This is a genomic window from Microbulbifer rhizosphaerae (assembly GCF_014191725.1).
In the GTDB taxonomy this organism is placed as follows: Bacteria; Pseudomonadota; Gammaproteobacteria; order Pseudomonadales; family Cellvibrionaceae; genus Microbulbifer; species Microbulbifer rhizosphaerae.
Map to the genome: position 1 here is coordinate 162941 of NZ_JACHWZ010000003.1, position 22859 is coordinate 185799.

Consider the following 22859-nt stretch of genomic DNA (forward strand, 5'->3'; position numbering starts at 1 on the left):
TATTGCTGGTGCGCACGGCGCACCCTACGATTACTCACCTCTCAGCGCAGCGTCAGCGTGTAGCGGCTTTCCCGTTCCGAAAGCGGCGATGGATTTCCTTCAACCCAATCCCTGTGGCCATTGCCAAAAAACGGCGACAGTGGATGCGCGCTCTGGCCGGTGGCCATATGGAAAATTCCGCTGCCCTCGCGGCCGGGGGAGATCACCATCCGCTCCGAGGCGCCGTTGTCCGGGGACTGCACCCGCGGCATATGGGTATCGCCGGAAAGCGGCTCCGCGGGCATGGCGGTAAACCAGTTGATCGCCGGTACCGCGCGGCCCAAGGGGTGGCGGATACGCGCAGTATTCTGCGCTCCCCAGCTCTGCTCCACCAGCGGGTGGCCGTCTTTGGCCATCTCTTCCAGGACCGCGTCCAGGGCGGCCAGTTTCAGCGCCCGCCAGGATTCAAAGTCCGGGTTGAGCAGATGCCGCGGCTCGCTCTGGCTCATTTCCCAGGCTCCATATTCCAACTGGCGTTTCATGGGACCGAAAGAAAAATCCTCCTGAAAGCGGCGCATATAGGTGAGTACCGGTGCCGTGGCGAACTCCAGGAACCTGAGGCGGTAGTTGCGCACAATGCGGTAACCCACCGAAGAGGCGGCGGCGCGGCCGCCCCAGTTTTCGATCTGTTCGCGCACGTCGCGGTAATCTTCCTCATTCTCCAACAGGCCCAGCAACTGCTGCTGCCAGCGCTGCAGAAATACTGCGCGGTCGTCCAACTGGATATCCAGCAGATCTTGCTCGGCAAAGGTTTGGCGGGCGAAAAGGGCATCGCGAATCTGCTGCTGGCGGGCTCCCAAGGCGTAGCCGTGGTCGCCCATCACCGCCAGAAACTGGCCATCCATGGTCCGCGCATTGGCGGTCCAGATCCGGTGGGAGGGGGGATCGTAGACCCGCGGCTGCTCGCTTGCAGAGAGGAAGCCCTCCCAGCGGGCGCCGCCGTCGGCCCAGGAGACCGAGCGGCTGCCGTCGAAGCCCACGCGGCGGGGAATGGCGCCGGCGACCGTCCAGCCGATATGGCCCTCGCGATCGCCCACCACCAGGTTCTGGTGGGGAATGCCCAGTAGCGGGCCCAGGTCCAACGCTTCGCGCGCGCTTTCCACTGTCTCCATTTGCAGCAGGTTCACATTGGCGCCGCGCAGATCGTGGGCGACCCAACGGTAGGCGAGGAGAGCACCCCTGTAATCCCGGCTCACCACCGGCCCCCAGATGGTTTTGGGGACTTTCAGGTACTCTGTTTCACCTCCCTTCACCTCGATGGCTTCGCGATCGATTTCAAAGTCGCGCCAGCCTTCGGGTGTTTTGTACTGGCGGCCGTTTTCGCTCAGCTCCAGCGGAATCAGGTCGCCCCAGTCACCGCCGGTGTTGGTGAACCCCCAGGCCACCAGTCCGTTGCTGCCCACCACCGCAATGGGACCACCGGGCAGAGTGACACCACGCACCGTCCGCTCGCTTCCGGGCAGGTTCCACCCGGCGCGGTACCAGATATTGGGCACATTCAGCCCCAGGTGCATATCGTCTGCCAGTATGGCGCTGCCATGTTGGGTCAGGGCGCCGCCAACCACCCAGTTATTACTGCCATAGATTTTGTCGTCGCTCTCCATTTTCTGGTAGGCGATCGGCTCCTCCTCCTCCAGCAGTGAGGCAATATCGGTCTGGGGCATTTTGACAGGACCGCGCGCCTCCCCGATCAGTGGGGCGTCCCAGTGGCCGCCGTCGGGGAAAAAGAACTGGTAGAGGTCCTGGGGCAGCAGTTCGGTCAGCGCGGTGTCGCGCCGTTCGTATTCGCCGGTGGGGCTCTGCAGGGTGAGGCTCATGCTGAACATGGTCAGCAGGCTGTCCGCTTCGGTCCAGGGCTCCGGCTCCCTCCCCAACACAGCGTATTCCCAGGGCCTGGCTCCCAGTTGCTGCAGGCCGTAGTTGACTCCCTCCACATAGCGGCTCAGCAACCGGCGCTGCTCCGGGGCCATCGCAGCCACGTTGCGCTCGGCGCGCTTGCGGAACTGGTGCAGACGTACTTTTTTGTCGTGTTTCAACGCCGCGGCCCCCACCAGGGCGGACAGTTCTCCGGAGGAGTTGCGCCGCAACAAATCCATTTGGAAGAAGCGTTCCTGTGCGTGCAGAAAGCCCAGCGCAAAGGCAATACTGTTGCGATCCTGCGATTCGATCAGAGCCACGCCCTGGGCATCCCGGCGAATGGTGGCCGGAGCCTCCAGTTTCCCGGTATCCAGCTCTCCGTCCAGTATCGGCAGGCTTTGTCGAAGCCACAGCCAACTGCCGGCCAAGGCAATCGCCAGAAGGGCGGCCAGCCAGGCCAGGATGCGGAGGAAAAGGCGGGGGGTGAATGGACTCTTGGGCATGAATATTTCCGTCGGCACTATTCTGATTGGCAGGATTCTAGCAGTGGAAGACCGCACCAAAGTAGTTACCAAGTGACAAATATTGGTCACAAAAAAAGATATCGAGTGGAATTTAGTGCCATTGAGCTTGGGCCTGTTTCTGGAGGGCAAAACAGAACTGACCGGTCACCCAAAAAAAGTCATACAGGCTTTTAATCCTTCTGACCTGACCGTAAGATGGGGTCAATAACAAAAATAGAACATCACGCTTTTCTATAACAACAAACGCGAGGACGCGATGATGCATTACGCCGATCAGACCGGTAGCCACCGGTGTTTCCGCCTGTCCACTCTTTCCCAGGCAATCGCATTCGCCACCGCCATCAGCGGCAGCGCCTATGCGGCTGAAATTGAGGAAGTGGTGGTAACCGCACAGAAGCGTGCGGAAAACCTGCAGGATGTCCCCATTGCCATCTCCGCCTTTACCGGCGACAACATCGAGAAGATGGGAGCGCAGAACCTGACCGACCTGGGCAAATCCACCCCCGGTGTCGAAATGAACAACGATACCACTCTTCAGCCCACCTACAATATCCGCGGCATCCAGACTTCCGATTTCACCGTGGGCTCCGACCCGGCGGTGGCCGTGTATGTGGATGGTGTCTACACCGGCCGCGGCGCCGGTGCCGAAATCCCACTGGCGGATATTGAGCGGGTGGAGGTATTGAAAGGCCCGCAGGGCACTCTGTTCGGCCGCAACGCCACCGGCGGTGCCATTCACATCATCACCAAGAAACCGTTCAACGACAACCAGGTGGAAGTTTCCATGACAGCGGGCAACTACGGCCGCCTGTCTTCCGATGTGATCATCAACCGCGCGCTGACCGAACAGCTCTCCATGCGTTTCTCCGCATCTAGTGACCGCCGAGACGGTTACTACGACAATGCCGGCGAGGGTTCCGACTGGAACGGCCAGGACACCCAGACCTACCGAGCCGCCTTCTCCTGGGTACCCAGTGAGAACACCGAGATTGTCTGGCGCAACGAGTACAACAAGCTGGACCAGAACAGCGGCATCCGGGTATCCACCAACAATTCTATTTCCGAGGGCGATATCTTCGGCGATCTGGCTCTGGACTTCCCCAACCGCGAAAAGCGCGATCTCTACGGCAGCTCGCTGACCGTCAGCCACGACTTCGATGACGTTACGCTCACTTCCATCACCGCCTACCGTAAATTCGACGCTATGATTCAGCAGGACGAGGACGGCGCGGCTAACGGAGACTTCTTCTTCGGTTCGCGGAACACCGACGAGCAGAAATACTTCTCCCAGGAATTCCGCCTCAACGGTGCCACTGATACCCTGAAATGGACCCTGGGTGCCTCCTATTCACAGGAAGAGCTCGAACACCGGACCGATGCGATCTTTACGTCCAGCACTTTCGAGTCATTCGCTCTCTATACCGCGCTGAAGGATGACCCCACTCAACTGGCAGCGCTTGGCTTCGACCCCGATATGCTCGCCGCTTTCGCGAATATGACGGATGAACAGATCAGCAAGCAAGTACCCGCGCTTCGACAGGGACTGCGCATGACCCCACTGAATCTCGGCCCCTACGGCATGTCGACTGCTGACGGTGCAGTGATTGCTGCTTTCTTCGGCCAGAACTTGCTGCCGCAACTACGTGCTCAGGCCGAAGTTAACCCGCAGGTGCTTCAGGGCTTTACCTGTGCGATGCCCTTGGGCATGGTGGAAAATGCGCAAGCTGCCTTCCAGCAAGCACAAGCTTCGGGCGATCCCAATGCAATCGCCCAGGCCGGTGCCGCCCTGCAGCAGGCTGGGCAGCTTATGCAGGGATGCCTAATCTCCGGCGCCAACGCGTTTGTCCAGGGGACCGACGCCTCCTGGACCGAGAGCGTACTCAACACCGGCGACTACCGCTCGGCCGCCATCTACGCCGACGCCACCTGGTCCATCACCGAGCGCATGGATCTGACGGGCGGGATTCGCTATACCCAGGACGACAAGGATTTCACCATCGATACCGCTTACCAGAACAGCCTCTACGGTATGCCCTTCGGTATCGCCTTCTTCAGCGACGGCCAGCCGATGGTATCCCAGAAGCAATCCGACAACTGGTCCGACCTGTCCGGCCGCCTGGTGCTGGATTACCGCTGGAGCGACAACTTGATGACCTATGTGTCCTGGGCCAACGGCTTCAAGGCGGGCGGTTTCAACAGCCTCAATTACGGGGAGGATATCGAGAACTCATTCGACCAGGAGAACGTCACCAATATCGAGGTGGGCCTGAAGTCCAACCTACTGGACAACCGCATGCAGCTGAACGCGGCCCTGTACAGTTATGAGTACGACAACCTGCAGGAGCTGGTCCTGATCGGCGAACCGATCCCCAGCTACAACCTGCGCAACGCCGACGCCGAAGGGCAGGGCGCCGAGCTGGAAGTGCTCTGGGCGGCCACCGACAATCTGCTGGTCGGCGGCAACTACTCCTATTTGGATACTGAGTACACCAAATACCAGGTTATTACCGCCGCCGGCGAGACCGAAGAGGACGACCGCACCGGCCAGCCGCGGGTGGGCACTCCGGAAAACAAGGTCAACCTGATGGCCGAGTACACCCTGCCGCTGAACAGCGGTGCCCAAGTGGTGTTCCGCGGCGATTACAACTGGACCGACGAGCGGGTGGGCACCATCACCGATCCCTCCCTGGTGATCGACGACTACAAGCTGCTGAATGCGCGGGTGGCCTTTAACAGCGCCAACGACACCTACACCGTTTCCGCCTGGGTGCAGAACCTCACCGACGAGGAAATTGTCGGCTCCTACGGCGGCCCGGGTGAAGCGATCGGTTCCAACACCGGCTGGCGCTTTGCGCCGCGGATGTATGGTGCGGACTTCACCATGCGTTTCTAGCCTGTTCGCAGGCAGCTGTGATAAAGGCCAGCCGGCCTAAGCAGCGGTCCTGCCATTTTGTCTGTGAGAGGGACCTCGCGGACAAGCCTATAGAGGTGAATTCACGGCATGTCTCGCAAGGTGAAGCCCAGTAGTAGGGACACCCACTGCGAATCAAGCGACTAGGCGATCCTGCTGCCGGGGGCTTTTCGCGGAACACGGGCTGGGCGCCCCCCTTAAATACTTCCCTGTACGCTCGTAATCGGCATCCATGCCTCATACGGTCCCGCAAAAAGCCCCCGGCAGCAGGATCTTCGCATCATGACTATTGCCTTAGAAAACACCATTGCGGTTTTGCCTGCTTTTTATCCTTGCTATCGATAGTCCACCCTCCGGGCAGCCTCCGGCTGCGCAAAACGGCTGTCCTGCCGTTTAGTTATTCGGGCCATCCATGGCCCTCACCCTCCGGGCGGCCTTCATCTGCGCAAAACGGCTGTCCTGCCGTTTTGTTATCCCGTTAAAAGAAATTGGCGCCAAATAGCTCTTTAATCAGGTTCATTTCATAGGAATTGCGTCCAAACTGCGTATGATGAATCCCAACAACCGCAGTTCGCAATTGGAATGACGATGCTGGTGCATGAGGCTGATATCAAAGCCCAGACTGAGACACAGGCCGAGCTTCTCACCCGTTATCGGCGCATTCGTGGGGAAACGGAGCAGTTGGTGGACCCGCTTTCCGCGGAAGACATGCAGCTCCAGTCCATGCCCGATGCCAGCCCGAGTAAATGGCATCTGGCCCACACCACCTGGTTCTTCGAAACCTTTATCCTTCAGCCTAACCTGCCGGATTACCGACTGTTCGACCCCGACTACCACCACCTTTTCAACTCCTACTACAACAGCCTGGGCACACCCTTCAGCCGGCCGCAACGCGGGCTGCTGTCGCGCCCGGATCTGCATAGTGTGTTTGCTTATCGCGGCGCCGTGGACCGACAGATGAATTGGCTTCTGGCCGGGCAATCCTTGTCTCCAAACTTGGAAGCGCTGGTCGTGCTGGGCCTGAATCACGAACAGCAGCACCAGGAACTGCTGTTGACCGATATCAAGCACGCCTTCTCCATCAATCCGGTTTTGCCCGCCTACACAGACTACAGCCCTGAGGATGATGACAGCGTTGATACGGCAGACATGCGCTGGCTGCAAATACCCTCCGGGGAATACGCGATTGGCAGTGACGGCGACCATTTCTGTTTCGACAATGAGAGTCCACCACACTGGCAATTGCTACAGGACTTCCAGATTGCCTCGCGCCTGGTGAGCAACGGAGAATACCTGGAGTTTATCCAGGATGGCGGCTATCGCGAGCCGCGCCTGTGGCTCTCCGACGGCTGGGCCTGGTTGCAGCAGCAACACGTCGACAAGCCGCTCTACTGGCAGCGGCGGGAAGATCGCTGGTACCAGTTCACCCTGACCGGACTGCAGCCACTGCAGGACCCCGAACCTGCCTGCCATCTCAATTTCTACGAGGCGGATGCCTACGCCACATGGGCGGGCAAACGTCTGCCTACCGAATTCGAGTGGGAGGTTGCCGCCTGCCTGCATCACCAGCCGGACCAGTTGGCCAAAGCCAACCTGCTGGAAAAGCGCCAGTTTCGCCCCCTGGCCGCCGATCACGGGCAAACCCAGTTCCTCGGCGACCTGTGGGAGTGGACCTCCAGTGCCTACCTGCCGTATCCCGGATTCCGCGCCAGCGCCGATGCGGTGGGGGAGTACAACGGTAAGTTCATGTGCAACCAGAAAGCATTGCGCGGCGGCTCCTGCGTAACACCGGCGGACCATATCCGTATGAGTTACCGGAATTTCTTCTATCCACACCAGTCCTGGCAGTTTACGGGTATTCGTCTTGCGGGAGATCTATTGTGAATATGGCATTGGCACAGCGGCTCGACGCGCAGCCGGAAATCGGCGAATTTTTGCGGGACGTACTTGAAGGACTGAGCGAACAACAGAAAACCCTGCCGTGTAAATATCTCTACGACGAAACCGGTTCCCGCCTGTTCGAGCAGATCTGCGAACTGGACGACTACTATCTCACCCGTACCGAAGCCACGATTTTCGAGGAAAATCTCGGCGAGATGGCCACCTGCATTGGCCCCGAAGCGCTGATCGTTGAGCCCGGTGCGGGCAACTGCGAAAAGATCCAGCCGCTACTCGAGGAATTGGAATCTCCCAGCGGCTATATGCCCATCGATATTTCCCCGGAAATCCTCCTCACCGCACGGGATGCCATTAAAGAGCGGCTGCCCCAGATCCGGGTCCACGCTACCGTCGGCGACTTCACCCAGCACAGCGCTTGGCATGCCCTGGAAAACAACGGCGGTGACAGGCGGGTGATTTTCTTTCCCGGTTCTACCATTGGCAATTTCAATCCGGAACAGGCCAGGGCACTGCTGCGGAATTTTTCCTCACACCTGGAGGCCGGTGACGGCCTGCTGATCGGCACTGACCTGGTAAAAGATTCTGTGATTCTGGAGCGCGCCTATTGTGACAGCGAACATGTGACCGAGGCTTTCAATAAAAACCTGCTGGTGCGTATCAACGGTGAACTGGCAGGGGACTTTGACCCCAATCTCTTCGCTCACCGCGCCTTTTATCACCCGTTGCGCCAACGGGTGGAAATGCACCTTGTCAGCCTGAAAGACCAAGCAGTGCATATCGCTGGTGAAACAATCCGGTTCAAAGAGGGAGAGACCATTCACACGGAGAACAGCCACAAATACTCCCTCGACGATTTTCATAATCTGCTTACGGAAACCGGCTACATTCCACAGAAGCACTGGTGTGATGGACGGCGACATTACGCTATCCATTACGCTCGTGTAAGCTGACGGGAGCGGGAAATTTTCCCACTCTTCCCTGCAAATCCATGCCAATTCAAATAGATTTACGCCAAAACCCCTTAATTTAGCCGGACATTATTGGTGCAAAAGGTAAAATCAATTGGCAGCCTTTGATTATTTGCGCTATTGGATTACAGGCTTTTCGCAGTAGTAGCGCGCAGTCCCCGTCGCTTGTAAAGCTTCATCCAAATAATACGGAAGCCATCTCAGAGCGGAGGAGATCCATGTCAATTATCACTTCCAGACCGACCGTTGTACGGCTGGCCCTGATCGCATCATTCATTTTTTCCCCACAGACACTGGCGCAGGATGAAGCCCCGCCCAGCAGCTACATGCCCGTAGTGGATAAGGAGAGTTTCAGCGACACACTTAAGCGTATGCGGGAGGAGAAACCCTCCGTTGAGAAGCGTCACAAGGAACTGCTCAACAAACGCTATGACCTGTCCGACAAGCCGGCGCAAGGGGTCACCATGAGCGGGGGCAAAGCCGTGCAGGGCGGTGTACGCGTCAAGCTGCCTCGCGGCACCAGTTGGGAGGATCTGGCAAAGATGTCACCGGAGAATATCCGGGAAAAAGAACTCTGGCCCGAAGGCTTCTACCCACTGCCACACCCCAACCAGAACGAAGGCGGGATGTTGTTTCCCCAATTCCACATCGACGCGATAAAGGACCAGGAGGGCAGGGACCTCACCCGTTTCGACCTGGACTTCCTGCTGCCGGACACCTTTCTGCCGGAGTTCCCGCCACCCATCTTCCTTACCACCAGGCCGGACCTCGGCGATGTCTCCCAGGGCAAGGCTGTCACCCTGACCAACTTTTTCGAGCTGTTCAATGGCATTCTCAATCCAAAACAGCTGGAGGGGATGCGGCTGCTGGTGACGCCTTTCCCGCAACAGCAATTCAATGCCACCGCCGACCGGCGCTCGGAAAAACCCAGCCTGGGTGTCGCCTGCCTGGACTGCCATATCAACGGGCACACCAACGCCGCCACCCACCTTGTGGGTGATATCCGGCCGCAGAAGCACCGGCACCGTATCGACACTCCCACATTGCGCGGAGTGAATATCCAGCGGCTGTTCGGCTCCCAACGGGCCCTGAAAAGTGTGGAAGATTTCACTGAATTCGAGCAGCGCGCCGCGTACTTCGACGGCGACCCGGTAATCGCCACCAAGAAAGGCGTCAATATCCTGGAGCGGGGTAGCCAGGTGCATTTTATGGCTGAGGTGCAGGAGCTATTCGACTTTCCCCCGGCGCCCAAACTGAACCTGCTCGGGCGGCTGGATAAGAACAAGGCCACCGAGCAGGAACTGCGCGGCGAAGAGATTTTTTTCGGTAAAGGCCAGTGCTCGGCCTGCCATACCCCGCCTTACTTTACCGACAACCTGATGCACAACCTGCGCACGGAGCGCTTCTTCAAGCCCAAAATGATCAACGGCCGCCTGGCCAGCGCCGACGGCCCCATCAAGACCTTCCCCCTGCGCGGCATCAAGGATTCGCCCCCCTACTTGCACGACGGCCGGCTGATGACCCTGGATGACACCGTCGAGTTCTTCAACATCGTACTGGGCACCCAGCTGACTGAGCAGGATAAGAAAGACCTGGTGGCTTACATGTATACTCTATAACCTCTTTCCCAGGGCCCGGCAGTTCGGAGGAACAGCCGGGTTCCCACTTTGGTTCCGAGGCAAAACCCGGTAAGGTGCGCGCTCGACTTGCTGGAACCTGCAATGAGTAAGAAGTTCGCCCCCGCGGCCGGGCTCGGCAACTGCCATCTGCAAACGTTGTTTCCCCGATTCCACCGGCCCAGGCCCTGGGTTGAGACCCTTTGCATCTGGTATCCGACCCCGGATCACGACCGACTGGCACTGCACACTCCGGCAGCCCTGGTGGACGACCCGCAGCGCCCACTGGTTCTGGTGTTGCACGGCCTGGAGGGTTCTGTGGATTCCCCCTATGTCCAGGGGCTGATGTCAGCCCTGCTGGAGCGGCACTATCAGGTGGCGGTGATGCATTTCCGCGGCTGTGGTGGCGTCCCCAACCAGCTGGTGCGGGCTTACCACAGTGGTGACAGCGACGATCCCCGCTGGCTGGCGGGAGAGCTGAAAAAGCAGTTACCCAATACCCCGCTGATGGCTGTGGGCTACTCCCTGGGCGGCAACGTCCTGTTGAAGTGGCTGGCCGAGGACGGCGAGGGCAGTCCACTGACCGCCGCGGTGGCAGTATCCGCGCCCATGGACCTGAGTGCCTGCAGCCGACGTATAGACTCCGGACTATCGCGCCTCTATCAGCGGCATCTGCTGGCCAGCCTGAAAGCCACCCTGCAGCGGAAGGCAACCAATCCGCAACTGGCCGCGACCCTGCCGAACCTGGAGGACCCGCGCAATTTCCGCAACTTCCGGCAGTTCGACAACGCCTTTACCGCACCCCTGCATGGGTTCCGGGACGCGGACGATTACTACACCCGAGCCTCAAGCAAGCCGCTACTCAAGCATATCGCCAAGCCAACGCTGATTATTCATGCGATCGACGATCCTTTTATCTGTCCATCGGCGATTCCGGGCAAAAGGGAAGTCAGTCCTCAAGTACAGCTTGATATTAGCGAGCAGGGCGGGCATGTTGGCTTTGTCAGCGGCAGCCTGTGGCGACCACACTACTGGCTGGAGTCGCGGATTCCCGATTTTCTGGCCGATTACAAAGATATACACTCATCTGGTAAAAGCTCAGCAGTATGAACGACCCAATCAAACGCCCCCTCTATATTCCCCACGCCGGCCCCTCCTTACTGGAAATGCCCCTGTTGAATAAGGGCAGCGCATTTACCCTGGAGGAGCGCCTGGAGTTCAACCTGATCGGCCTGCTGCCGAACAACGTCGAGAACATTAAAGAGCAGGCCCATCGGGCCTATCACCAGTACCTCAAATGCAAGAACGACCTGGATCGCCATATCTACCTGCGCGCAATCCAGGACGATAACGAGACGCTGTTTTTCCGCCTGATCGAAGCCCACATCGAAGAGATGCTGCCGATCATCTACACCCCGACGGTGGGCGAGGCCTGCGAGGAGTTTTCCAAGATCTATCGCAACCACCGCGGCCTGTTTATCTCCTATCCCGACCGGGAACACATGGACGATATCCTGCGCAGCGCCACCAAGGACAACGTAAAAGTCATCGTGGTCACTGACGGGGAGCGCATTCTCGGGCTCGGCGACCAGGGCATCGGCGGCATGGGAATCCCCATCGGCAAGCTCTCCCTGTACAGCGCCTGTGGCGGTATCAGCCCGGCCAACACCCTGCCGATCATGCTCGACGTAGGCACCAATAACAAAGAACTGCTGAAAGACCCCATGTACATGGGATGGCGTCACGAGCGAATTTCCCAGGCGGAGTACGACGACTTTATCGCCCAGTTTATCGATGCGGTGAAGCGACGATGGCCCAACGTACTGCTGCAGTTCGAGGACTTCGCCCAGAAGAACGCCATGCCTCTGCTGGAAAAGTATCGCGACCAGCTCTGCTGTTTCAACGACGATATCCAGGGCACCGCGGCGGTTTGCGTGGGCACCATACTGTCGGCGTGCCAGGCGAAAGGTGAAAAAATCGGAGATCAAAAGGTTGTTTTGGTGGGCGCCGGCTCCGCCGGCTGCGGTATTGCAGAGCAGATTATCAAAGCAATGATAGACCAGGGGTTAACGGATACCGAGGCCAGAGCCCGTCTTTTCATGGTGGATCGCAACGGCCTTCTCACTACGGATATGGACGGCCTCTACGATTTCCAAGCCAGGCTGGCCCGGGACCCGAAAGACCAGGAGGGCGTAAGTGTCTGGAGTCTCCAACAAATCATCGGGCAGGTCAAACCCACTGTACTGATCGGTGTTTCAGGGCAGGGCGGCCTGTTTACCCAGGGTATTATCGAGACCATGCAGGCGGGTTGTGCAAGGCCGGTGGTGCTGCCGCTGTCCAACCCAACATCCCGGGCCGAAGCCACTCCGGAACAAATCCTGACATGGACAAACGGTCAGGCGCTCGTCGCCACCGGAAGCCCTTTCAAACCGGTAACAGTGAACGGAGAAACCTATCCGGCCGCCCAGTGTAACAATGTCTATATTTTTCCCGGTGTCGGCCTCGGAGTGATCGCCGCGGGCGCCACAAGGGTGACGGAATCCATGCTGATGGCCGCCTCCAAAGCTCTCGCCAGCCAGGCGCCGATCAATACCACCGGTGAGAATATCCTGCTTCCCCGGCTGTCGGAGATTCGCGAGCTGAGCAAGAAAATTGCCTTTGACGTGGCCCGCCAGGCTCAGAGTGACGGCGTCGCCCTGGTCAGCGAGGCCGAGGATCTGGTGTCCGCGATCGAGCAGAACTTCTGGTATCCCCGCTATCGGCAATACCGGCGGCGGTCCTTCTAGAAGCTTTTTCAGAACTACCTTGCGAGCGCCGGCAACGACCGGCGTTCGCCGGGGCTGCTTTCGAGATAGCGAGACGCCACGCAGAGGTGGAGCCTCTGCTGTCGCTTTAAATCAGCGCTGCCATTTTTTCCATCAGGATGATGGTGGCATTGTCGGTAAGACGCTGCCCCTCTTCGATATATTCCCACACCGTGGCATCGCTTTTCCATCCACCCTGCTTCTTGATCAGTTCAAAGTCCACCTTCTCTCGGGCAGCCGATGTCGATAGTCCGCGGCGAAAACTGTGGCTGCTTAAACTGGCAACAAAATCAAAGCCACAGGAAGTGCCAAGGCTTTTCAGTAGATCATTGACTGCACCCGGGCTCAGCTGTTTTGGCCGGACCTGGTCCCAGCGGTTGACCGAACGAAATACCGGGCCCTCAGTAATAGCCGCCCCATCCAGCCAACGCCTGAGGGCAGTGGCAGGACAGATTTGCTTGTCTCCAAAGGGCAGCGCGCGGGTCAACCCTTCCCCGTCTTGATCGGTCTTGGACTTTGGCAATCGGATAACAAGCCCTTCATCCTCCCACACCAGGTCAGAAACCTGTATCGCCACGAGTTCACTGCGCCGGAAGGCCCCGAAAAAGCCCGTGAGCAATAGAGCGAGATCCCGCAACTTCTTCTTTGTCTCCGGAAGCCCCCGTAAATGGCTGGTCATTGCCGCGATATGCTGAAGACGCAGCGCTTTAGCCTTCTGTTTTGGCGTGCCATGTATACGCCGAATGCCTTCCATCGTTTTCTGTACCAGGGGGTCGTTAACCGGATTGGCAAAGCCTTGGTACTGATGCCATTGACCAATGGCCGTGAGGTGTAGATCCAGTGTGCGCGAGTTGACCTCCTTGATACGGCTGAGCAAATAACGAATAACCACCTGGCTATCGGCAGGAAGTCTTCCTCCCCACTTCTCGAACTGCCGGACCGCTGATCGGTAGGCTTTGCGGGTGTTATCTGACGTTGCCGCGCGCAGGTACTTCTGTACTTCTTCTCCAGATTGCAATTCCCGCGCACTTGTCGACGTACTTATGAAGAGGGATGGCGATTGTGAGAGTGGGTGTTCTTTGTTCATTTGGGAAATGTGTCACCGAAAGGCCGCATTTGTACTGACAGTGGATGCCCAAGTGCAGATGGACACAAAGTTGGCAGTAAGTCTTTGATCTATAAGCAAATGCAATTGTGAATTTTCAAGAAAATAAGGAAAAAAAGCCTGATACACGCGGTTTGGCTGGTGGTCATGGAATTTCAAGTAAAACTGGAAAATTGGAATCCACCCTGGAAGGGTTTGGCGCCACTAATAGCGTGATTCGCTATTCCACGTGCTAGATCGGGCCTTCGAGCAAAGGCTAAGCGGGGCTATATTGGATAGTTAATATTGATTAGAGGTGGGTGGTAAATAGAAATTGACATTTAATGCTGCCTGGAGCTGATACAGCCAAAGGTAAATAGCCAGTGCCGTTTGACAGTCAGTTAGCGTAGAAGTCTCAATGCGGAAGTTAGTTTGGATAATTATTTGACTGTATACAGCTCAATGTCGTCAAAGGAAATTTTTCCGATATTTTCCGGGATTATGCATACTCCTTCATTCTGTGATAGCTGAAGGAAAGCGTAAGAATTTCTATTCCATGAATATGGAGTGGAGTCTTGTGGAATATATCTGAATATTTCACAGGTATTTCCATGTTTCTGTAAAACATAATTCAATGAGTCTAAATAAAATAGTAGCGTTCGAAATATCTTCCAAAGATCGGATTCGTAAAGCCATTTTTGAATGCTTTCTGGTGTTGCATATATTACCATTTCATTAATGTTTCCAGGAATTTTATATTCTTTGTATTCAAAAAAATATATTCCGTCCATTATACAAGGCGTTAACGGCATATTTTCGACATTGGCACAGTAAAAATACTCACTACCATAGTGTTGTGCTTTTCCATTATTACTTTTCCGACATTCGCAAACTATGCTTAACCATATTTTATAAGTCGTTTTTAAAAGATTTTCCAATGATGATATTCTTTCGCCTAAATCCAAAAATCTATTTATTGGTTTACTTGGATTAATGCCAAACTTCAGCTCGGCGGCCTGGCATATTCTTTCATGGACACTTATTCTAATTTCTAACTTTGACGCATTGCTGTACGTAAATGGGGTTCTTTTTATTTTCACCTTTTGGAGTATTTCAAATCGTTTCATTATTGTTTTTGGCAGGGCCACATCTAAAGATTGGAACCCATCTTTATATTCTCTTCCTAGTTCAGACATTATAGCAGGAAAGTACGGGTCGAATATGCCTATTGAGGAATGGGAATCTAAATAATTAACTGCTGCCTCAGATGATAATGTTGTTCCGTTATCCATGCCTGTATAATCATGAATTGCCCGTTCGATAAATTTGAAGGAGGATGTATCTCTTAGTTTTTCAAGTGACCCTGATTCCCTCAGGTTCTTCAAGTAAAGGTGGGTGCCACAGGTAAGACATCGCGTGCGTTTAAGCTCGCCCAGCTTCGGCCATGATTGATTACAGTCCGGACATTTTTCAATGAGATCTACTTTGTGCAGAGGACACTTGGAAAGCCAAGGCAATTCATATAGGTAGCAATGATAGCAGCGTCTGGCGCACTCTGGGCAGTTTCGGAACTTATGTGACCTCCCAAGTTGCTTAGGTTCTACGTATGGGATATTTGCTTTATCGCAAACTTCCCGCTCGAGCAGTTCCGCTAATGGGGCGCAAGATCTTAGATTAGGTGTAGGAACTATTCTGTTTAGAAATTTATATGCTTGCTGCTGAGGTATGTGGGAGAACCGTCTTTTTAATTCGCTTGTTAAGGTTTTTTGGTTCTGGAATCTATTTGCGATCAGAAATCGGCGATAAGCGTTGTAATGGCTTTCGTAAGGTTTTCTTAGGTTTAGCCCAGTATTTAAATTAATCATGCTCAACTTACATACTTTACCAAGTCTGGGGTTATAGCTGCCGCCTCCAAGCTTTTGACAATTGCAGCCTCAATATAAGAATGGTCATTTGAATTTTTGCACCTGGGCAAATAGTCCATCAATAGAACATTGGTTGATCTAATAAATTGATTCATTCTCCACGACTTATGTTGCAACGGAATCTTGTATCCTTCGCAGTAGTGCTGCCAGTATGGTTTAGCTAAATCTATAAGTCTCCACCCCTGATCATATAGGTGAGGGCAGAATGCTTGCGTGGCGGAAATATTGTTTTCAATATCTACTATATATTGGTCAAATTCTTTTAGGCATAACTTTAGTTCCTGTGAATTTCTAATGCCGTATTGATGGTGTGTGTGAGTAAAGAATCGCTCCATAATATAACTATTTTCCTTTTCATGTAGTTTTTTCACAAGGGGTGAGAAGGTGTCTTCATTGGCAACAAAAAATATAACGCAGTTTGCCTTTACCTCCTCTAGGGTATTATAGATTTCTGCGAAGACGGTTAGTTGATCTATAGTTAAGTATTGCGTCTCATCTATAATTAAAATCACCTTTTTTGTATCATTTGATTCTGCTGCTTCAGCTAATTTGGTGCAAATCATTTCTGATAGTTCTTCGGAGGTGTCACGCAGTTTAACCTTGTAGCCCAGAGCCTTTGCCGTCTTGCTGTAGACTTCTCGAATCGTTTTTTTGTCTCGTTTTCCATATGAAATTCTAAAAATTGGAATTCTCTGTCCGGTTCGAGATAAAATGTGATCTGACAAGGCACGGATCGCGAATGACTTGCCACAGCGAGCTTCTCCAACGATTACTCCGCCGGTCATTCCACACCAGGTCCATTGGGTGATACACTGGTGTAGGTCCCTGAGCATCGGCGTGGAGATATAGAAACTGCTGGCATTCGCCAGCACCGATGAGTAGTCAATTGATTCGCTCATTTTCTCTTCCTAACCATATCAGGGTTCCAGTCCGGAATTTCTTTCAGTGCCTTCTCAAGTTCAGTGTTCGATAATTCCTGGCGGGAGCGGTCTTCGGGTTGCGGCGCTGGGTCAGGCGGTGATATCGCTGCTGTAGCACCGAACTCACGGCCGACACGCAACATTTCCATCGCATCTTTCGGGTTATGCCGTCTATCCAATAGATAATCGAAGTATTTTCCCAACGGGTCTTGCCGCTCGATTGTCTCCTTACGAATCAGCTCGTTGATGTATTTTCGGGTGGTCAAGCTGTGTGGGAAACGCTGCCAGGTCTTCGGGGCTATGACTTCTCCTAGGTATTCTCCGTCCAGGGTTGTCACGCGAAGTACGCGTATATCGCGCCGGTCGAACTCTACATTGACCTCCCGGTTAATCAGATCTGCTCTATTAATCGCCTCACCCTGGTATTGGACCTTTTCGAAATTGATGTGCGGTGCGTGCGGATCATTTTTCACCTTTCGGATGATGACCCGGCGGGAACTCCAGTAAGGTCGCAAAGCGGTGTCTGGCAGAGTGGGCCGTAGTGGTAGCAGGTGATTGGCCATTTGATAGCGAGCCTGACCCAGTGGACTCTTCGCGCCCATATTCGCTAGTACCCTCAAGTTGTTATTGACCAAAATTACGCTGATGACTTCTTCCAATGACTGCAGTGACAGAACTGGTGGCTTGCGACGGTTCTTGCGGTCCTCCCGTATCGAATCCTGAACGTGACTACCCGTGGTGGAGGCAAAGCGATGTACTGGGTGATTCAACAGGTCGAACGCCTGTTCGATCACATTGCGTCCCTTCGGTTGTGCAGGTGGCCCATAATTCAGTGTTGCATGCAGACGGCGGCAGACGATATCGCGAACACTATGCGCCAGGTGTTCCAGGGCGTTGTCCATGCGCACAATACCAAAGGCGGGACGTCGGAAGTCGGCATGCAGGGACGAAGGAAGACAGGCGCCGGGCTCATAGGCTAGGCCGGGCGTCTTTAACGTGGGGGGTTCCCAAGGCTGCGTCATCAGCTCGAACAGTGTGAGGATATCGTCGGCCCTCACTTTTTTCGTTAAGGCGATCGTGAAGGCTAATGTACAACCTGTTCCGGCGTCGCGCGCCTGTAGCAGGGTAATACGTGAGAGGCGCAGAGACTCGAGTTGCTCGTTGAGGATCAGTACGACTGAGCCATTACAGTCCACCGTCTGTTCATCGATTTGTATTTGGGAAAATATGCGATTCGAGGCGCGGCTCGTCAAGATCACCCGACTCGGTGACTTGGGTAAACTGATTTCCGTGCATTTCCGATTGAGATACTGGCGCAGGGACTCGTAGCCGCGTGAGGTTTCGGTAAAGGGATAGGTATCGCGCGGCCAACCCCGCTCTTCCAGATAGCGGATAAAGGCCGCGTGAAAGGGTGCGGGTTTTAGGTTTTGCCCGTAGGCCGCACGTTTCACCGACGCTCTGATCATTTTGTCCAGGTAATGTTGGAGCCCTGGGACTGTCTGTAGGAGATGGGTGAAGGAGCAGCGGCTACCTCTACACGCGGTGAGCCGGCTGAGCGGCGACTGGCGCTGACTTTTCTGCAGACGCTTGTGGGGAATCAGCGCGCGGCTGAGCTGAGGTGGTTCCTCGGCGGGGCCGGCGAGGCAGCGGGTCATCAGCTTGGTGACCAAGCTTGGGGAAACCCCGTTGGCGGCGGCGATTGCCGACAGGTTTATGGTGCCGTCTAGTGCCTGGGCCACAATGGATAGATTGCGCTGATAAGCCTTCCGATGACAGGGTGCCAGTCTCTGAGTATCCACCAGTGGCCAGCGGCGGATATCGGCCAGTTCGGGCTCTTGAATCAGTCGCTCGCGCCAAGTGAGTGCCATGGTGTCACTACCGTGTCGAAGTCCAGTGGTGCGCGGCTGAGATCCACCGCGACACGCCGTTGGTGGATCAGCCGATAAAGGGCGACTTCCTCGAGAAATTGTTCTTCGCGGCGGCCCGGCTGTAGTAGATCGCCCACCTCACTCGCCGATCCAGCCACAATCTCATGCAGTAGCCGGCATTCCAGTTCCGTGGTCTCTAGGCCGAGCTGCCTGGCTGCGACGAGAACCTGAATCAGCGGCAGCCAGTTGAGGGCCAAAGTCTCCTGTTCCAGAAGGCTTTCCTCGCTGACTACTGAGAAGGTCAGGTCGTGCCAGTCGAAGTAGGCTGCCAGTGGTCGTTGCAGCGCCTCCGCCATCTCGCCGTGCGGACTGATGTCGATCACGTCACGTCCACCGGTGCGAGCCACGTAGCAGGCGGGGACATAATCGCGACGCCCGACACGCAGTCGGTAGGGGCGGGGGACGAAGCTGATGACGTCTGGATCGCTCTCGAGCAGTAGGGTATGCAGATACATCGGATAGGAATGTAGCACTGCCACGTCATCGAATTTTAGGCAGTATTGCTGGTAGCAGTCGGCGCGTTTGAGTATGTCTACCTTCGTTGGCTGCTGATTGGGGATTAGACTAGTCCCCTTGACCTTGGTGACGTCGGCTAGGATTTCCGGTGTGCCTTGTAGGCCATTCGGTACCATGTTGACTGCCTATTGATCGTACAACTCTGAATATCATAGTACATTCACATAGACTCACTTATCGACACGGCGATATACCGTTTCCCGGTGTTTTGGCGCATAGTCCGAGTAGGGAGATACTCTAACGCAACCGTATTTTTCACCGCCGAACCGACTAAATCGACTGAGTATTTTGCTGCCATTGCGATCCCAGTCTAGGAGGCAAATGGCGCAATACTCTGAATCTCAAAGCGGAATTTCCATTCCACCAAGTCTGACCTGTCAACCTCCCATGCGAGGCGGCGGCATCTCCGATCGCTCCGGTGTTGGATCGAGTTCATCATCAGAGGAGCAGGGGAGGGATTGGTCAATACCAACCCAGCGATCAATATCAGTACCGATTCTAGTGGAGAAAGCGTCTCCGGAGAGCTGGTCGATACGCAATCGGCGCTAGCGCAATCCTATGAAGCCTGTATCAATATTTCAGGATACTTCGTACAGAAACTGCTGGAGATAAGTGGAACCGATCTAGCTGGTCGCGGCACTGCATCTGGTAGATTACAGGCTCCCCTTTAAATTTGCGATCGCAAGATTTCAGGTTGAGAGCAGGGGAGTTAGGTGCATTTGAGCCGAAAGGCGTTGATGCCCCCTTTGTCCTGGGAGATTGTGACCACCGCATTATCAGAGGTAATATAGTGCCCAAACGACACTATGTGAGCTCTGGATGAACGAGGAAGCGTACCTGCAAGATTATGACAAGGGGGCGTTCGAGGCCCCTTTGCTCACGGTAGACGCCGTGCTGTTCACCTACCATCTGGACGAGTTGAAGGTGCTCCTGGTGGAGCGCTCCAACCACCCCGAGAAGGGGAAGTGGGCCCTGCCGGGCGGTTTCGTTGCGGAGGACACCGATAAGACGCTGGAAGACACCGTCGTTCGCAAGCTCAAGGAAAAGACCGGCGTAGCCCCTCCCTATATCGAGCAGCTGTACACCTTCGGCGGCGCTGGCAGGGATAAGCGCGGCTGGTCGGTTACCGTCTGCTATACCGCCCTGATCGCCCATCAGGCCTGCCAGAGCCATATCGATACAGTCTCCGACGTAGCCTGGGTGAATGTCGCCCGCGCGGAGAAGATGGATCTGGCGTTCGACCACGAAAAGATCCTCCGCTACGCCCGCGAGCGCCTACGCCAGAAAGCCCTGTACAGCATCGTGCCCGCCTATGCGCTGCCCAAGAAATTCACCCTGCCGGAGCTGCAGCGAGTACACGAGGCGATCATCGGCAAGCCGCTGCAAAAGAAGTCCTTCCGACGCCGGATCGAGCAGGCCGACCTGCTAATCGACACCGGGGAGAAGCGCTCGGAGGGCGGACGGCCGGCAACGCTCTACCGGATGCGGGCGAAGTCTGGGGACTACACCTTCGTGCGCAATCTTGAACAGTAATCGCAGCCAATCGGTGGTCCGGCGGTAAGAGGTACATGATGTCCTGGAAGAACAAGACCGTTATCTACGTGGATATGGATCGCACCCTGTGCGATTTCGATGGTGCCTACCGGCATTACCAGCGCGAGCGGCCGGACGTCGCCTTCCCGCAGAGCATCCCCGGCTTCTACGCCGGGCTGCAGCCGCTGCCCCACGCGGTGGAGACCTATCGCTGGCTCCACGAACAGGAAAGGTTCGTAGTGTTCATTCTGACCGCGCCCTCCATCATGAATCCTCACTGCTACACCGAGAAACGGCTTTGGGTGGAGGAACACCTGGGTTTCGATGTAGTCGACCGCCTGATCATTAGTGCGCACAAGGGCCTCAGCCGGGGCCACTACCTGATTGACGACAATGCCGAAGGGCGAGGGCAGGAGTATTTCGAGGGGGAGCTGATCCACTTTGGGCAGCCTTCTTTCCCGGGTTGGCCGGAGGTGAGGCGCTTTTTTGAACTCCTGTCGGCCGGTGCCGAGATGGGGGCTTAGATCGCGAGTGAGTCATAGAAAGGGCTTCTATGACTCATCCTACAGGCAGATTGTGAGTCATAGAAATTGCTCGGTGGACCTCGAACAACGTTTGCGCCGTGAAAAACCGTACTGCCTTGGTTTTCACGGCGCCGCGAGACGTAATCAAGAGGCAGCGGCCATTGTCATCTCTCCGTGAAGGATGGCCGCGCGCTCGCGGATTTCTTCCAGGACCTGCTCAACCAGCAACTCCCCGTTGCGGAATACCGGCCGCAGCAGGTTAGAGCGATCCCCCAGGTCCTGTTCGCGAATAGTCCCCAGCGCGCCGTCGCCGCGGCGGACCAGCGCCAAGCGGCCTTTCTTTGAGCGTTTGCCGATATCGGTCACCGGGTCCTTGTAGACGTCCCGCCACAGGCCGTTCACCCTGACCGCGCTGGCTTTCATGGCGAACTTCATGGTATCCCGGTTCACCTTCTGCAGCAGCTCGGCGCCCATGCCGAAGGCGATGTTGTCGGCGCTCTGTTTGCGGGCCTTCATCGCCGCCAGGATGCCCTCGATGGTATGCAGGGAGATGCCGTCCCCCTGGATCACCCGGATATAGTCCGGCAGCACCCGGTAGCCCTTATCGTTGATCCGGGCCCCAAAGATGCGCATCAGGCGCTCGATGGTTTGGGTGACCACGTCCACCGGGTCGCCGCTGTCAGGGCGGATCACCAGGGTGCCACCGTTGTTCTCCACCCGCTCCTTTAGCTCGCCGCCCCAGATGTTGTCGATGGCATTCCACAGGTCGTAGCTGTCGCTGACCACCGCCACCAGGCGCCCGCTGCCAGCGAACTGGGTCAGCATGTTGGCGTAGGCCTCGGTCTCCTGTTCCCGGCCCCAACTGGTCATGGTGCTGTGCTCCGCAGCCGGAATAGAGAAGCCGGCCATGGGTGCGTTGTAGAAACGACGGCCGGCGACCAGGGCCGCGATGGTGTCGGTGCCCTGGAAGTTCACCAGGTGGGCCAGGCCGCCCAGCGCCGCGGTTTCCTGGCTGCTGGTGCCACGGGCGCCGAAGTCGTGCAGCTTGAAGGGTAGTCCATCCAGGTTGTCCGCGGTTTCCTCCAGGTAGCGCTGGATAATCTGTTTTGCCTCTCGGCTCTGGGTGGCCACGGTGGTGGGGTACCAGACCGCCCGTAACAAGGCAGTCTCCACGTAGCTCGTGAGCCAGAAGCATTTGGGGTCGGTATTGATCACCTGGGCCAGTACGTTCCGTACCGGTACCACCATACCTTCCGACACCGCCTGGATTTCGATAGGCAGATAGCCCCGGTGTTCTTCAAGAATGTACTCCCAACCCTCGCGGTTGAAGGGCACACCGTGGGCCAGGCAGAGTTCCTCGGCCTCGTCGACGTCGGCTCGGGTGATCGGCCGTGTCAGGTACTGCTTGATAAAGGCCTGCAGGCCGAAGAAGACCGCCTCCTTGAACTGCCCGCCGCGGCTCTCGATATAGCTGCTGACGTACTGGGTTCCCTCCGGGTATTGGAGGTAGTGGCTGGTCTTGTAGCTGTCTACGTTCAGGATCGGGTTGTAGTCTTGCATCGCGGAAATCCTCCGTCGAAGTGATATTGGTGCCGGTCTATCCGGCACGTTGGGCAGTGGCTGCCAGATCATTAGTGACGTTTCGTCTCTAATGACACAATAGTGTCTAATAGGCACTATTGTGTCAAGACCCTATCGAAATTTATTCAGCCGGCATCGGGGTGAAAGAATGGGATGGAATCTGGGGGTTAAGGGTGCCGGCAAGCAGAAGGGGATGATGAGGGGGCTGCTGGCCTGGGAAGACAACAGAG

General features: G+C 56.0%; 16 protein-coding genes. 9 read left to right on the forward strand and 7 right to left on the reverse strand.

All coding sequences use genetic code 11. The annotated features are described in order from the left end of the window. Window positions 1-41 precede the first annotated feature (41 nt). Window positions 42-2399: a penicillin acylase family protein gene (locus FHS09_RS04190; RefSeq protein WP_183457052.1), complete on the reverse strand. Its 2358-nt coding sequence runs from the start codon at window positions 2397-2399 to the stop codon at window positions 42-44. 280 nt (window positions 2400-2679) lie between these two features. Between FHS09_RS04190 and FHS09_RS04195 the strand changes: the two genes are divergently transcribed. The 6 genes from FHS09_RS04195 (at window position 2680) to FHS09_RS04220 (ending at window position 12600) form a co-directional block, all read left to right on the forward strand. Next, window positions 2680-5313 (forward strand): TonB-dependent receptor, encoded by a 2634-nt coding sequence (locus FHS09_RS04195; RefSeq protein ID WP_183457294.1) that lies wholly within the window; start codon window positions 2680-2682, stop codon window positions 5311-5313. Between the two features lie 606 nt (window positions 5314-5919). Further along, on the forward strand, window positions 5920-7215 hold the full coding sequence (egtB, locus tag FHS09_RS04200) for an ergothioneine biosynthesis protein EgtB (protein ID WP_183457054.1): 1296 nt from the start codon (window positions 5920-5922) through the stop codon (window positions 7213-7215). Between the two features lie 2 nt (window positions 7216-7217). Beyond that, entirely contained in the window at window positions 7218-8180 is a 963-nt protein-coding gene (gene egtD, locus FHS09_RS04205) for an L-histidine N(alpha)-methyltransferase (protein WP_183457296.1), read from the forward strand. 236 nt (window positions 8181-8416) lie between these two features. Continuing rightward, complete coding sequence (locus tag FHS09_RS04210; protein ID WP_183457056.1) at window positions 8417-9817, forward strand: cytochrome B6; 1401 nt, start codon at window positions 8417-8419, stop codon at window positions 9815-9817. 102 nt (window positions 9818-9919) lie between these two features. Further along, the gene (locus tag FHS09_RS04215) at window positions 9920-10924 is read left to right on the forward strand and encodes a hydrolase (protein ID WP_183457058.1); all 1005 of its coding nucleotides are present in this window, start codon (window positions 9920-9922) and stop codon (window positions 10922-10924) included. Continuing rightward, on the forward strand, window positions 10921-12600 hold the full coding sequence (locus tag FHS09_RS04220) for an NAD-dependent malic enzyme (protein WP_183457060.1): 1680 nt from the start codon (window positions 10921-10923) through the stop codon (window positions 12598-12600). The genes FHS09_RS04215 and FHS09_RS04220 overlap by 4 nt, the downstream gene beginning before the upstream one ends. A gap of 106 nt (window positions 12601-12706) precedes the next feature. On the opposite strand, the gene FHS09_RS04225 is transcribed toward FHS09_RS04220, so the two are convergent. The 5 genes from FHS09_RS04225 to FHS09_RS04245 all read right to left on the reverse strand — a co-directional run bounded on the left by FHS09_RS04225 (window position 12707) and on the right by FHS09_RS04245 (window position 19107). Next, window positions 12707-13705, reverse strand: coding sequence for a site-specific integrase (locus tag FHS09_RS04225; protein WP_183457062.1), 999 nt, complete (start codon window positions 13703-13705; stop codon window positions 12707-12709). A 437-nt stretch (window positions 13706-14142) separates the two neighbouring features. Beyond that, entirely contained in the window at window positions 14143-15087 is a 945-nt protein-coding gene (locus FHS09_RS04230) for a hypothetical protein (RefSeq protein ID WP_183457064.1), read from the reverse strand. A gap of 482 nt (window positions 15088-15569) precedes the next feature. Then, window positions 15570-16526 carry an ATP-binding protein gene (locus FHS09_RS04235; RefSeq protein WP_183457066.1) on the reverse strand — a complete coding sequence of 319 codons (957 nt, stop codon included), beginning with the start codon at window positions 16524-16526 and terminating at the stop codon, window positions 15570-15572. Further along, complete coding sequence (locus tag FHS09_RS04240; protein ID WP_183457068.1) at window positions 16523-18415, reverse strand: hypothetical protein; 1893 nt, start codon at window positions 18413-18415, stop codon at window positions 16523-16525. Before FHS09_RS04240 ends, FHS09_RS04235 begins: the two co-directional genes overlap by 4 nt. Next, a complete protein-coding gene (locus tag FHS09_RS04245; RefSeq protein ID WP_183457070.1) occupies window positions 18388-19107 on the reverse strand; it encodes a hypothetical protein in 720 nt (239 codons plus the stop codon). Before FHS09_RS04245 ends, FHS09_RS04240 begins: the two co-directional genes overlap by 28 nt. Window positions 19108-19449: 342 nt before the next feature. Here FHS09_RS04245 and FHS09_RS04250 point away from each other — a divergent pair, with 342 nt between their 5' ends. The 3 genes from FHS09_RS04250 (at window position 19450) to FHS09_RS04260 (ending at window position 21048) form a co-directional block, all read left to right on the forward strand. Then, on the forward strand, window positions 19450-19662 hold the full coding sequence (locus FHS09_RS04250) for a hypothetical protein (protein ID WP_183457072.1): 213 nt from the start codon (window positions 19450-19452) through the stop codon (window positions 19660-19662). 148 nt (window positions 19663-19810) lie between these two features. Then, entirely contained in the window at window positions 19811-20524 is a 714-nt protein-coding gene (locus tag FHS09_RS04255) for an NUDIX hydrolase (RefSeq protein WP_183457073.1), read from the forward strand. 38 nt (window positions 20525-20562) lie between these two features. Then, window positions 20563-21048, forward strand: a complete 486-nt coding sequence (locus FHS09_RS04260; RefSeq protein WP_183457075.1) for a 5' nucleotidase, NT5C type — start codon at window positions 20563-20565, stop codon at window positions 21046-21048. A gap of 144 nt (window positions 21049-21192) precedes the next feature. On the opposite strand, the gene FHS09_RS04265 is transcribed toward FHS09_RS04260, so the two are convergent. Further along, on the reverse strand, window positions 21193-22608 hold the full coding sequence (locus FHS09_RS04265) for a nicotinate phosphoribosyltransferase (RefSeq protein WP_183457077.1): 1416 nt from the start codon (window positions 22606-22608) through the stop codon (window positions 21193-21195). Window positions 22609-22859 lie beyond the last annotated feature (251 nt).